The following is a 13039-nucleotide window of genomic DNA, read 5'->3' as shown; positions in this document are numbered from 1 at the left end:
TTTTCCTCACGAGATGACGGTGATTGGCCGCGCAGTGGCAGCCAGCAGGCGTTTGATTTCCGGAACGCAGGACCCGCATTGCGTGCCGCAACCCAGTTCTTGCTTGAGTCCCTGCAAGTCCAGGCCACGGCTGATACCGGCGCAGATCGCGTTCTGGCCGACGTTCTTGCAATTGCACAGGATCTTGTTCGAGTGGACGGGCGCGTCGAGATTGCCCGGTGGTGCGCTCAGCGGCGCAAGCAACCAGCGCCGCAGTTGCTGGTCTGCGCGACCTTCGAGCCATAGCCCCTGCAACCAGTGTTGGGCAAGGGTTTCACCGGCCAGTCGAATGGCGGTGATCCGGCCGTTTTCGATTCGCACGCGCTTGCCAATGGCCCGTCGAGGGTCGTCGTAAGCCAGTACCGGGCCGTCATCGAGTGCCAGGTTTTTATCGATTTCCCTCAGCAGCTCTGCCGAAGGTGCTGAAGTATTGGCAGCCCGTACAAGCAGGGCAGGGCGCTCGCGACCAACCAGACTGAGGCTGACGTAGGAAAACGCCTCGCAGAGCGGTCGTAGCGTCTCAAAATGCCGTTGAATATCGCCCTCGATCAGTGCGAAAAGTTTCCAGGGCAAATCCAGCGGATCCAGACGAACGCCGCTGTGTTTAAGTTCGGGCTGTTTCGACAAAGGATCGAATGCGGGCAGGGTGAGGCTGTTCACCCCGCCCTTGAGAAAACGGTCACCCCAATGCATCGGCAAAAAGGCTTGGCCCGGGCGCACGCTGTCATCGCTGGCAACCGCGACGATGACTGCGCCGCGCCGGCTTTTCAGGCTGACCAGATCCCCTGGCTGCAGGCGATGGCGGCGCAGTTCGTCCGGGTGCAGGCTCAACTCCGCTTCGCTGACATGTCCGAACAACTGCGCGGCGGTGCCGGTGCGGCTCATGCCGTGCCATTGATCGCGCAGGCGACCGGTGATCAGCGTCAGCGGGAAGCGAGCATCGCGTTGCTCTTTGGCGGCGCGGTAGGGGTCGGCCACGAATTGTGCGCGCCCATTGGCAGTGGCAAATACCCCATCGACGTACAGCCGTGGCGTGCCTTCAGCGGCACCCTCAGGGAAGGGCCATTGCTGCGGGCCGAGACGATCGATCAGTGCATGGCTGATACCGGACAGGTCCAGATCGCGACCTTGAGTCAGTTGTTTGTATTCGTCAAAGACCTGAGCTGGATTGTCAAACTCAAACAGACTGGTTTGGCCGGGACGCAGGTGTTTTTCCAGACGTTGTGCGAAATCTACAGTGATTGCCCAGTCCGGCCGCGCCTCACCCGGTGCGACGATTGCCTGGCGTACGTGGGAAATGCGTCGCTCGGAGTTAGTCACACAACCTTCCTTTTCCCCCCAACTGGCGGCGGGCAGCAGCAGGTCAGCGAACTTCGCGGTTTCAGTGGTGCTGAAGGCTTCCTGCAACACCACGAACGGGCAGCCTTGCAAGGCTGCGCGCACGGCCGTCTGGTCCGGCATGGATTGCGCGGGGTTGGTACAGGCGATCCACAGCGCCTTGATCTTGCCGTTGCGCACTTGTTCGAACAGCTCGATCGCGGTGAGCCCGGGATTTTCCGGCAGTTGCTCGACGCCCCAGTAGGACGCCACTTGCGCACGGTGTTGCGGATTGGCGGCGTCACGGTGGCCGGGCAGCAGGTTGGACAAACTGCCGGTTTCCCGCCCGCCCATGGCATTTGGCTGACCGGTGAGGGAGAAAGGTCCGGCGCCGGGACGACCGATCTGTCCGGTGGCCAGGTGCAGATTGATCAGTGCACTGTTTTTCGCGCTGCCGGCGGTGGACTGGTTAAGCCCCATGCACCACAGCGACAGAAAGCTCGGTGATGTGCCGATCCACTCGGCACATTGCTGCAATTGCCCGAGGCTGATTCCGCAGAGCTGCGAAACCATTTGCGGCGTGTAGTCACGCACCAGGCTTTTCAGCTCAGCCAGACCTTCGGTGTGGTCCCGGATGAAGTCACGATCGATCCAGTCTTCCCACAGCAGCAAATGCAAAATCCCATGGAACAGGGCGACATCGGTGCCAGGTAAAATCGCCAGGTGCAGGTCAGCCAGATCGCAGGTATCTGTGCGACGTGGATCAATGACGATGACCTTCATCCGCGGCCGGCGGGATTTGGCGGCTTCCAGCCGGCGAAACAGTACCGGGTGGGCGTAGGCCATATTGCTGCCGACGATCATCACGCAATCGCTCAGCTCCAGGTCTTCGTAGCTGCAGGGCGGGGCGTCGGCACCCAGGCTGCGCTTGTAGCCGACCACTGCCGAGGACATGCACAGGCGCGAATTGCTGTCGATGTTGTTGGTACCGACCAGGGCACGTGCCAGCTTGTTGAAGGCGTAGTAGTCCTCGGTCAACAGTTGCCCGGAAATGTAGAACGCCACGCTGTCCGGGCCATGCTCGGCAATGGTCGCGGCGAATACACTGGCGGCATGATCGAGGGCGGTATCCCAATCGGTGCGGTGACGGGCCAGGCCTTTACCTAGGCGCAGTTCGGGGTACAGCGCCCGTGCCGTCAAGTCGCCGGTCAGGTGCAGGGTCGAGCCCTTGCTGCACAGTTTGCCGAAATTGGCCGGGTGCGCCGGGTCGCCGCTGACGCCGAGGATGTGCTCGCCGTCGTGCTCGATCAGCACGCCGCAGCCGACCCCGCAGTAACAGCAGGTGGACGCTGTGATCTGGCGGTCCATCAGCCTGCATCCCGCAGGGCCAGCATCACCCGGCCATTTTCCACCCGGGCGAGATGGTGGTGGGCGCAGCCGACGTCCGGGGCCTGGGCTTCGCCGCTTTCAAGGTCGATTTGCCAGTTGTGCAACGGGCAGGCCACCCGCTTGCCGTAGACCAGACCCTGGGATAGCGGCTCGCCCTTGTGCGGGCAACGGTCGTCGAGGGCGAACACTTCGTCGTCGCTGGTACGAAAAATCGCGATGTCTCCCTTTGGCCCGGCGATGATCCGTGAGCCCAGGGCATTGATCTCTTCCAGTGCGCAGATATCCAGCCAGTTCATGCCAGCACCTCCAGGTTTTTCACGGGGATGACGTCGAATTCTTTTTTCAGCCGGGGCTGTTCCAGGCGTTCCTTCCACGGGTCCTGTTCGAACGACAGGGAGAATTGCAGGCGATCGTTGAGCGCCTTGCGACGCTCCGGATCTTCAAGCACGGCTTTCTTGATGTGTTCCATGCCGACCCGTTGCAGGTAGTGCACGGTGCGTTCGAGGTAGAAGGCTTCTTCGCGATAGAGCTGCAGGAATGCACCGTTGTATTCGCGCACTTCCTCGGCGGTTTTCAGTTTGACGAAGAATTCCGCGACTTCCGTCTTGATCCCGCCGTTGCCGCCGATGTACATCTCCCAACCGGAGTCCACGCCAATAATTCCTACATCCTTGATACCGGCTTCCGAGCAGTTGCGCGGGCAACCGGAGACAGCCAGCTTCACCTTGTGCGGCGACCACATATTGAACAGCTCATGTTCCAGCTCAATGCCCAGCTGTGTGGAGTTCTGGGTGCCAAAGCGGCAGAACTCGCTGCCGACGCAGGTTTTCACCGTGCGAATGGATTTGCCGTAGGCGTGGCCGGACGGCATGTCCAGGTCTTTCCACACCCCCGGCAGGTCTTGCTTGCGAATGCCAAGCAAGTCGATGCGCTGGCCACCGGTGACCTTGACCATCGGCACGTTGTACTTGTCGGCAACGTCGGCAATGCGCCGCAGCTCTGAAGGATTGGTCACACCGCCCCACATCCGTGGGACTACAGAGTAGGTGCCGTCTTTCTGAATGTTGGCGTGGGAGCGTTCGTTGATCAGGCGCGATTGCGGATCGTCCCTGGCTTCCCCTGGCCAGGTGGAGATCAGGTAGTAGTTGAGCGCCGGCCGGCAGGTGGCGCAGCCGTTGGGTGTGCGCCAGTTCAGGTAGCTCATGGTGCCGGCGATGGTCAGCAGGTGCTGCTCGCGGATGGCCTGGCGGATTTGCCCGTGGTTGAGGTCGCTGCAGCCGCAGATGGCCTTTTCGCTTTTCGGTTTGACATCCGCTGCGCCGCCCACGGTGTTGATCAGGATCTGTTCGACGAGCCCGGCGCAGGAGCCGCAGGAGCTGGCAGCCTTGGTGTGTTTCTTGACGTCGTCGACACTGAACAGCCCGTGTTCCTGAATGGCCTTGACGATGGTGCCCTTGCACACGCCGTTGCAGCCGCAGACTTCAGCGGTGTCAGCCATGCTCATGGCTTTGTCCTGGCCCTGATGTCCTACGTCGCCCAAAGCCTGCTCCATAGATGAAGAGCCGCCGAACATCAGGTGATCGCGGATCTGCCGAATGTCGTGATTCTCACGGATTTGCCGGAAATACCAGCCGCCATCTGCCGTATCGCCGTACAGGCAGGCGCCGACCAGCACGTCATCCTTGATCACCAGTTTCTTGTAGACCCCGCCAATCGGGTCCGAGAGGGTAATGGTCTCGGTGCCTTCTCCGCCCATGAAGTCGCCGGCGGAGAACAGGTCGATGCCGGTAACCTTCAATTTGGTCGAGGTCACTGACCCCTTGTAGGTGGCAAAACCGAGTTGCGCGAGGTGGTTGGCGCAGACCTTGGCCTGTTCGAACAGCGGCGCCACCAAACCATAGGCGATGCCTCGGTGACTGGCACACTCGCCGATGGCATAGATCCGTGGGTCGTAGGTTTGCAGTGTGTCGTTGACCAGAATCCCGCGGCTGCACGGAATGCCGGACTTCTCCGCCAGTTCGGTATTGGGGCGAATGCCGGCGGCCATCACGACCAGGTCGGCGGGGATGATGTCGCCGTTCTTGAATTGCACCGAGCCGACCCGGCCGTTGCCCGCGTCGTGCAAGGCCTGGGTCTGCTCGCACAGGCGAAAGTGCAGGCCGCGAGATTCCAGCGCGCTTTGCAGTAGCTGGCCGCTGGTCTTGTCCAGTTGCCGCTCCAGCAACCACTCGCCGATATGCACCACGGTCACATGCATGCCCCGCAGCATCAGGCCGTTGGCGGCTTCCAGACCGAGCAGGCCGCCACCGATCACCACGGCGTGCCGATGGGTTTTCGCGGTGTCGATCATGGCCTGGGTGTCGGCGATGTCGCGGTAGCCGATCACGCCTTCAAGGGTGTTGCCGGGAATGGGCAGGATGAAAGGCGTCGAGCCGGTGGCGATCAGCAGGCGATCGTATTCGGCTTCGCTGCCGTCTTCGGCAATGACCCGGCGCTTGACCCGGTCGATCTCCACCACCTTGCGGTTGAGCAGCAGCTTGATGTTGTTTTCCAGGTACCAGTCCAGGTCGTTGAGCACGATCTCTTCGAAGGTTTGTTCGCCCGCCAGCACCGGCGACAACAGGATGCGGTTGTAGTTGGTATGCGGTTCGGCGCCGAAGACCGTGATGTCGTAAAGCCCGGTGCTCAGTTTGAGCAGCTCTTCCAGGGTCCGGACCCCGGCCATGCCGTTGCCGATCATCACCAGTTTTAGTTTTTTCATCAGGTTCTCCGGGGAGCTCAGGCCTGCCTCATCAGGGTTCAGGCCATGCTCGACAAATTTTGCGCAAACAAAAAAAGGCGTCCCGCTAGTTGCCTAGCGAGGACGCCTTTGTCCTGGTCCCGTTCTCTCGGGAAGTGCAACCTTCGTCGTTGAAGCCTGCGCTGTATGTCTGTTGCAAGAGGTAATGCAGTGGTTATGCCAAGTCGCTCGAATCTCGTGTTTGTTGGCTTTTCCCCCGTTCGCAAGGGCACAAACGTGAGGGAGTGCACCGATTCAAGGCGCTTTGCCCGCTAATGGAGCGCAACCACCAGCAGCACCAGGTTCAGCAGCAAGGACACCAGCGCCAATGTCCGCCAGACCTTCAGCGGTTCGCGCTCCAGCAAGGGCTTGGGGCGTACGCTCAAGCTGCGGCGCTCGCCCTGTTCCATCAGCAGCAGCCATTCTTCCGCCGTTTCGAAACGCTGGTCGGGGGCCGCCGCCACGGCGCGCTCCAGGTTATGGGCGATCCAGTCCGGCAGGTCGGGCCGGTAGCGGCTGGCGTTGACCGGGAGGCCAAACCGCGGGCGCTGGAACGCTTCGATTTCGCCATAGGGATAGTGCCCGGTGAGCAGGAAATACAAGGTCACACCGACGGCGTACAAGTCCTGCTGTGGCGTCGGCACATCGCCGCGAAAGGCTTCGGGCGCGATGTAACTGGGTGTGCCCGGCAGCGCCCAGGGCAGATCCTGCGAAAGCCCGGGACAGTAGGCGAGGCCGAAATCCAGCAGGCGCAACTCGCCATCGTCCCCCAGCAACAGGTTTTCCGGTTTGATATCGCGATGCAGAATCTGCCGTCGATGCAACAGGCCGACCGCTCGCAGCAAGCGTTCGGCAATGTCTTGCCACTGGGGCAGCGGCAAGGGGCCGCTTTGTTCATGCCGTTGGGCCAGGGTAGCGCCCGAGTATTCACGCATCACGTAGTACAAATGCTGACGCTGGCTGGCGGCATGGACTTCAGGAAAGTGTCGACCGGCCACGCGTTTGAGAAACCATTCTTCCGACAGTAACGCTTGCCCGGCCTGGTGATCGTCGTGCAGACGCCCCGGCAGGGTTTTCAGCAGCCAGGGTTGTTGCTGGCTGTCGCGAACGCGATAAAGCAGCGATTGCTGGCTCTGTGCGACGATCCCCTCGACCTGCCAGCCCTCGAACCCCTGACCGGGTTTCAGGGCGGGCGGCAGTGGCCATTGCTGTAAGTGCATCAACGCATCGCCAATGCTCGCTTCGCCGAGGGCATCGACCCGCACCAGCAAGGCGCTGGCGTTGTCCTGGCTGCCCGCCAGATGTGCGGCATTGACCAGGGTTTGCGCAGCGCTGTGCAAGTCCGGTTGATCCCGCAGGATCGCGGCAATGGCGGTATCGCCCAGGACGGCCCAGACGCCGTCGCTGAGCAGGATGAAGCTTTCATCGGGGCGCAACTCACCGTCGAGAAAGTCCAGCACCAGGTGTTGATCGAGCCCCAGCGCCCGTTTCAGCACATGTTGCATGCCCGGCTGATCCCAGACGTGATCCTCGCTGATTCGCTGCAATTGATCGGCGTGCCAGCGATACACCCGACAATCGCCGACATGGGCCAGGGTAAAGCGCCGCCCACGCAGGACCAGCGCACTGAGGGTGGTCAGCAGCGGTTGCCCGCCGCCATTGGCCTGCAACCAGCGGTTTTGCGCCAGCAGCAGACGATCGAGCGCCTGTGCGACGCTCCAGGTTTCCGGCGTGGCGTAGTAATCCAGCGCCAGGGCCTGCAGCGTCGAACGGGCAGCCAGACCGCCATCGACGCACTGGCTGACACCGTCGGCGATCGCGAACAGGTAACCCTTGCTCACGGCCAGCGCTGGAGCCGGCGTGACCAGGCGCAGGGCGTCCTGGTTTTCCTCGCGGGGACCGATGGCGCTGGCTTCGGCGAAGCTCAGTTGCAGGCTCATCGAGGCCTCAGACCCGCGCAGCCGTCACGGCGGCCGAGCCCCAGGTGGTTCTCCAGCGACGTTTCACGCCGTGCAGACCGAACCAGGCGAGTACGCCGAGGCTGGCGAACAACCACAAGGCCATTTGATAGCTGCCGGTGCTTTGCTTGATCGCGCCCATGCCGGCTGCGAGGGCAAACCCGCCGATACCACCAGCCATGCCGATCAGGCCGGTCATCACGCCGATTTCCCGGCGAAAACGCTGGGGTACCAACTGGAATACCGCGCCATTGCCTGCACCCAGACCGAGCATGGTGCAGACGAAAAGTGCCAGTGCGGCGTAGGAACTTGGCAGATTGAAGCCGACCACGGCAATGCAGGTCGCCGCGACGGTGTACATCGCCAACAGGGTCCGAATGCCGCCGAACCGGTCAGCCAGAGCACCACCCAAGGGGCGCATCAGACTGCCGCCGAACACGCAGGCAGCGGTGTAGTAGCCGGCAGTCACCGGGCTCAAGCCGTACTGGTCGTTGAAATAACCGGGCAGGGCGCTGGCCAGGCCGATGAAGCCGCCGAACGTCACGCTGTAGAAAAACATGAACCACCAGCTGTCACGATCACCCAGGGCCTTGAAGTAGTCGGCCATGGATTTGGCTTTTGGCCGCTCGGGGGCATTGCGGGCCAGCCAGGCGAAGACAATCAGGGTCAGGATCAGCGGAATCAGGGCGAACCCGAACACGTTGCTCCAGCCAAACGCCGCCGCCAGTACCGGGGCGATCAATGCGGCGAGCACCGTGCCCGAGTTACCCGCGCCGGCGATGCCCATGGCCTTGCCTTGATGCTGCGGCGGATACCACTGCGAGGCCAGGGGCAGGGCGACGGCGAACGAAGCACCGGCCATGCCGAGGAACAGGCCCAGCAGCAAGGCTTGCTCGTAGCTGTGGATCCCGAGTTTCCAGGCGCCGAACAGGGCGCAGATCACGATGACCTGGCCGATCAGACCGGCGGTTTTGGGCGACAGGCGATCAGCCAGCATTCCCATCACGAAGCGCAACACCGCCCCGGCCAGAATCGGCGTGGCGACCACCAGCCCCCGCTGCTGCGTCGTCAGGTGCAGGTCGGCGGCGATCTGCACCGCCAGAGGGCCGAGCAGGTACCAGACCATGAAGCTCAGGTCGAAATAGAGGAACGCTGCGAACAATGTGGGTGTATGGCCGGATTTCCAGAAGCTTGAATTCATTGCGCACCTCAGCTGTGAAGAGTCTCGAAAGGAGTCATGAGCTTGCAGGTGGGGCGCCGATACGGCCGCACCACCGGCCCCGTGCTGTGGGGCCAAAACGAAAAAACGCCGCCACCCGAATCCGCCAAGGGCAAATGAAGGTGAGCGACGTCTTTGTCGTAGGTGGGGCAACCGCCGTTGGTTACCTGTGGTGATTACTTAGCGAGATCTGTGCCAACAACCGAAACCGGGTCGCCGCCATTTGCGAGCAGGCTCCACACAGTTGATTGATGTCGAACACAAATCCTGCGGATGACGAACATCCATTGTGGGGGCGGGCTTGCTCCGGGCGGCGCTCCGACGAATGCGTAGTGTCAGTCAATGCATGCGTCGACTGATCCACCGCTTTCGCGAGCAAGCCCGCTCCCACAGGTTTTTGTGTCGAGCACAGGTTTTGTGTACACCCACATCCCCTGTGGGAGCGGGCTTGCTCGCGAAGGCGATAGAACATTCACCACAGGGTTTCAGCCGAGCAACTCGCTCATGGCAATAATCTGTTCCGCCACTTGAATCAGCTTCTGCTGGCGGCTCATCGCCTGGCGGCGCATCAGCGTGTAGGCCTCTTCCTCGTTGCAGTCCTTCATTTTCATCAGCAGCCCCTTGGCCAGTTCGATGCGCTTGCGCTCGGCCAATTGCTGGTCGCGGGCATGCAACTGGGCACGCAAGGCCTGGTCGCTTTCGAAGCGTGCCATGGCCACATCGAGAATCGGCTGCAGGCGTTGTGCGTGAATGCCTTCGACGATGTAGGCACTGACCCCGGACTTGATCGCTTGTCGCATCACATCGGGGTCGTGTTCGTCCGTGAACATCACAATCGGCCGTGGCTGGTCGCGCGTCACCAGCACCACTTGTTCCATGACATCGCGGCCCGGTGACTCGGTATCGATCAGAATCACGTCCGGACGCACCGTTTCGACGCGTTCGGGCAAGTCGATGGTCAGGCCCGATTCATCGATCACTTCGAATCCGGCCTCGGTCAGGGCGGCCTTCAGGCGTCCGACTTTCTTGGCGGTGTCGTTGATCAGCAGGATACGCAGCATGTTCGTGGTCTCCTGTCAGCGGCTGGCGGATCGGTGCGAGCTGTCGCTCATGGCGTGCAGTTTGAAACTGCGGGCATAACCGGCCGGGTCCGAGCCGTCCCAGATCTTGCCGTCGATCAATTGACTGCTGCGCATCTGCTCGGCTGATGAAGCGACGCCGATGGCACGGGCGGCTTCACGGTAGAGGTCCAGTTGCTGGACCTGCCGAGCCACCGCGAGATAGTCCGGGTCATCGCGCAACAAGCCCCAGCGACGGAACTGGGTCATGAACCACATGCCGTCCGACAGGTACGGCAGGTTGACCTCGCCGTCCCCGTGCAAACGCAGCGCGTGCGGGTCTTGCCAGCGGTGGCCAAGGCCGTCGGCGTATTCGCCCAGCAGGCGCGGTTCGATGCAGTCCAGTGGCGCGTCGAGGTACTGCGTGGCACTGAGCAATTGTGCGGTACTGCGGCGATTCTCGGTGCTTTGTTCGATGAAGCGGCTGGCTTCCAGAACCGCCATCACCAGCACCCGGGCGGTATTGGGGTATTGCTCGACGAACGCACGGGTGCAGCCGAGGACCTTTTCCGGATGATCGGGCCAGATGGTCTGGGTCGTGGCCAGGGTGAAACCGAGGTCCTGTTGCACGGCGCTGGCGGACCAGGGTTCGCCGACGCAGAACCCGTCGATACGACCGGCCCGCAGGTGCGCGACCATCTGCGGTGGCGGCACCACCACGCTGTCGACATCCAGCAGCGGGTGAATGCCCTGGCTGGCGAGCCAGTAATACAACCACATGGCGTGGGTGCCGGTTGGAAACGTCTGGGCGAAAGTGAGTTTTGAGCGAGTTTGGTGCACGTGCCGATCCAGTGCTTCAGGACTGGTCACTCCAAGCGCTTGCAAACCGCGGGACAGATTGATGCTCTGGCCGTTCTGATTCAGACCCATCAACACGGCCATGTCGGTCGCGGCCACGCCGCCGATGCCCAGGTGAACGGCGTAAACCAGGCCGTAGAGGCTGTGGGCGGCATCGAGTTCGCCGCTGACCAGTTTGTCCCGCAGGTTGGCCCAGGATGATTGACGCTTGAGATTAAGGGTCAAGCCGTGGGGCTGGGCGAAGCCCTGAGTGGCGGCGACAACCACCGAGGCGCAGTCGCTCAGGGCCATGAAGCCGAGATTGATTTCGGTTTTTTCCGGGGCATCGCTGCCATTGACCCAGGCCAGTGGGCCGGCTGACGGTTCGTTCATCGCGCGTTCACCTTGCAAAAAAAACGTCGTCCCGGGTCCGTGCATGGGCAGGCCGGGGACGACGCCATTGTCTTTGCACCCATTCCGACGCTGGCGTGGGTGCTGTTGCCCGCAATGGTGCAAGGCATATGCCATTAACCGTCGATTTGATCAGGCGCCTCGCTTGCCGCCCCGTTGCCCGGCTATAATCGCCCCCTCAATTCGCCGCCAATCGAGTCAAATCCGCCCATGTACACCCTGGCCCGTCAGCTGTTGTTCAAACTCTCCCCGGAAACCTCCCACGATCTGTCCCTGGACCTGATCGGCGCGGGCGGGCGTCTTGGACTCAACGGCTTGCTGTGCAAGGCCCCGGCGAAGCTGCCGGTGAATGTCATGGGCCTGGACTTCCCGAATCCGGTGGGGCTGGCCGCCGGACTGGACAAGAATGGCGCGGCCATCGACGGTTTCGCCCAACTGGGTTTCGGTTTTGTCGAAATCGGCACCATCACGCCGCGTCCGCAGCCGGGCAACCCGAAGCCACGTTTGTTCCGCTTGCCGGAAGCCGAGGCGATCATCAACCGCATGGGTTTCAACAACCTCGGCGTCGATAACCTGCTGGCCCGCGTGGCGGCGGCCAAGTACAAAGGCGTGCTGGGCATCAACATCGGCAAGAACTTCGATACGCCGGTCGAGCGTGCCGTGGACGACTACCTGATCTGCCTGGACAAGGTTTACGCCCACGCCAGCTATGTGACGGTCAACGTCAGTTCGCCGAACACGCCGGGCCTGCGCAGCCTGCAATTCGGTGACTCGCTCAAGCAGTTGCTGGCCGATCTGGCCGAGCGCCGCGCGGAACTGGCATTGCGTCATGGCAAGCATGTACCGCTGGCGATCAAGATCGCGCCGGACATGAGCGACGAAGAAACCGCACAAGTTGCACAAGCGCTGATCGAAACCGGGATGGATGCCGTCATCGCCACCAACACCACCCTGAGCCGCGTAGGCGTCGAAGGCATGGAGCATGGCGAAGAAGCCGGCGGTCTGTCCGGCGCACCGGTTCGCGACAAGAGCACCCACACCGTGCAAGTGCTGGCGTCGGAGCTGGGCGGGCGTTTGCCGATCATTGCGGCGGGCGGCATTACCGAAGGCAAGCACGCGGCGGAGAAAATCGCCGCAGGCGCGAGCCTGGTGCAGATCTATTCGGGCTTCATCTACAAAGGCCCGGCGCTGATTCGTGAATCCGTAGACGCCATCGCCGCCTTGCGCTGAGTTGTAGCAGCAGCCTCGCAGGCTCGGCAGCTGCTACACCGGATCATCAGGATTTTTTGCAGGCATAAAAAAGGGCTCCATAAAGGAGCCCCTGGGCCGGAGCCCGCCGTCCGGATGGGACGTGCGTGGTTAATTCAGTACAAAATCAGATTGTCGTGTCGGAGTGTTGTGCCCTGTAATTAGCCGACGGCGTGAAGTTCGTTGAGTCTGTGGATTCCCGCAGTGCCGGTCATACCGTCCCAGTTGTCGCCGCGTCCTTCTCGCCAGCCGTTGATCCAGGCTTGACGTACCGACGGTAGAGTAAATGGGCAAAGCTCACGGGATTTGCCACCAACGCCATATTGGTATCCGCGCAAAAATGCTCTTTCCAACGGATCACGCTTAAGTCTTCTCATAGGGTGTTGCCCTCACTTGTTGACTGTATTTATCGCGTCGACCTCTATTGAGGTCTGGCAGAAAAACTCTGCCGTTGGGGGCTCGTTGCCGGCGTGACGAGCCAAGGTGTTGGCGTCATTGCGGCGCCAACCTGTATTGAGTTCTAACCAATGCGTCACATCGAGGGAATGATCGTTTTGTCATAAGGACGTAACTGTTCATGTGCTAAGGCCATAAGTAACAGAGCGTTTGTAGCGTATTTATTGGCCAAACCCCGGTATGATCGGCCCTGCGCTTGATGATGGGCTTAATCCTTTACTGAGAATGGCTCCCGTTGCCGGGAAGCACTATTCGACGAAGGGTCGACTTATGACATTTTGTTGCATCAACTTTTTTATCTGTCCTTGCATCTAAGCTCATTTAACCC

Annotated in this window: 9 protein-coding genes; 1 reads left to right on the top strand and 8 read right to left on the bottom strand. The window is 61.5% G+C overall.

All coding sequences use genetic code 11. The annotated features are described in order from the left end of the window. Positions 1-6: 6 nt before the first annotated feature. The 7 genes from AC07W4_RS14800 to AC07W4_RS14770 all read right to left on the bottom strand — a co-directional run bounded on the left by AC07W4_RS14800 (position 7) and on the right by AC07W4_RS14770 (position 10989). Positions 7-2724, bottom strand: coding sequence for a nitrate reductase (locus AC07W4_RS14800; protein WP_495032924.1), 2718 nt, complete (start codon positions 2722-2724; stop codon positions 7-9). Continuing rightward, entirely contained in the window at positions 2724-3041 is a 318-nt protein-coding gene (nirD, locus tag AC07W4_RS14795) for a nitrite reductase small subunit NirD (protein WP_495032923.1), read from the bottom strand. Before nirD ends, AC07W4_RS14800 begins: the two co-directional genes overlap by 1 nt. Further along, positions 3038-5506 carry a nitrite reductase large subunit NirB gene (gene nirB, locus AC07W4_RS14790; protein WP_495032922.1) on the bottom strand — a complete coding sequence of 823 codons (2469 nt, stop codon included), beginning with the start codon at positions 5504-5506 and terminating at the stop codon, positions 3038-3040. The genes nirD and nirB overlap by 4 nt, the downstream gene beginning before the upstream one ends. A 290-nt stretch (positions 5507-5796) precedes the next feature. After that, on the bottom strand, positions 5797-7464 hold the full coding sequence (locus tag AC07W4_RS14785) for a bifunctional protein-serine/threonine kinase/phosphatase (protein WP_495032921.1): 1668 nt from the start codon (positions 7462-7464) through the stop codon (positions 5797-5799). A 7-nt stretch (positions 7465-7471) separates the two neighbouring features. Continuing rightward, a complete protein-coding gene (locus AC07W4_RS14780; protein WP_495032920.1) occupies positions 7472-8683 on the bottom strand; it encodes a nitrate/nitrite transporter in 1212 nt (403 codons plus the stop codon). A gap of 503 nt (positions 8684-9186) precedes the next feature. Continuing rightward, entirely contained in the window at positions 9187-9762 is a 576-nt protein-coding gene (locus AC07W4_RS14775) for an ANTAR domain-containing response regulator (protein WP_008048624.1), read from the bottom strand. Between the two features lie 15 nt (positions 9763-9777). Continuing rightward, complete coding sequence (locus AC07W4_RS14770; RefSeq protein ID WP_495032919.1) at positions 9778-10989, bottom strand: CmpA/NrtA family ABC transporter substrate-binding protein; 1212 nt, start codon at positions 10987-10989, stop codon at positions 9778-9780. 228 nt (positions 10990-11217) lie between these two features. Between AC07W4_RS14770 and AC07W4_RS14765 the strand changes: the two genes are divergently transcribed. After that, positions 11218-12237 carry a quinone-dependent dihydroorotate dehydrogenase gene (locus AC07W4_RS14765; protein WP_495032918.1) on the top strand — a complete coding sequence of 340 codons (1020 nt, stop codon included), beginning with the start codon at positions 11218-11220 and terminating at the stop codon, positions 12235-12237. A 179-nt stretch (positions 12238-12416) separates the two neighbouring features. Here the strand turns inward: AC07W4_RS14765 and rmf are convergent, their stop codons facing one another. Further along, positions 12417-12632 carry a ribosome modulation factor gene (rmf, locus tag AC07W4_RS14760; protein ID WP_003223300.1) on the bottom strand — a complete coding sequence of 72 codons (216 nt, stop codon included), beginning with the start codon at positions 12630-12632 and terminating at the stop codon, positions 12417-12419. Between the last annotated feature and the right edge of the window lie 407 nt (positions 12633-13039).

It is taken from the genome of Pseudomonas sp. GW821-FHT02A08 (assembly GCF_059422045.1).
This window is presented reverse-complemented; position numbering and strand designations above follow the sequence as displayed.

Excerpts from the sequence above, each read along its gene's own strand:
- AC07W4_RS14800 (WP_495032924.1), bottom strand. The coding sequence starts at position 2,724 with ATGGACCGCCAGATCACAGCGTCCACCTGCTGTTACTGCGGGGTCGGC.
- nirD (WP_495032923.1), bottom strand. The coding sequence starts at position 3,041 with ATGAACTGGCTGGATATCTGCGCACTGGAAGAGATCAATGCCCTGGGC.
- nirB (WP_495032922.1), bottom strand. The coding sequence starts at position 5,506 with ATGAAAAAACTAAAACTGGTGATGATCGGCAACGGCATGGCCGGGGTC.
- AC07W4_RS14785 (WP_495032921.1), bottom strand. The coding sequence starts at position 7,464 with ATGAGCCTGCAACTGAGCTTCGCCGAAGCCAGCGCCATCGGTCCCCGC.
- AC07W4_RS14780 (WP_495032920.1), bottom strand. The coding sequence starts at position 8,683 with ATGAATTCAAGCTTCTGGAAATCCGGCCATACACCCACATTGTTCGCA.
- AC07W4_RS14775 (WP_008048624.1), bottom strand. The coding sequence starts at position 9,762 with ATGCTGCGTATCCTGCTGATCAACGACACCGCCAAGAAAGTCGGACGC.
- AC07W4_RS14770 (WP_495032919.1), bottom strand. The coding sequence starts at position 10,989 with ATGAACGAACCGTCAGCCGGCCCACTGGCCTGGGTCAATGGCAGCGAT.
- AC07W4_RS14765 (WP_495032918.1), top strand. The coding sequence starts at position 11,218 with ATGTACACCCTGGCCCGTCAGCTGTTGTTCAAACTCTCCCCGGAAACC.
- rmf (WP_003223300.1), bottom strand. The coding sequence starts at position 12,632 with ATGAGAAGACTTAAGCGTGATCCGTTGGAAAGAGCATTTTTGCGCGGA.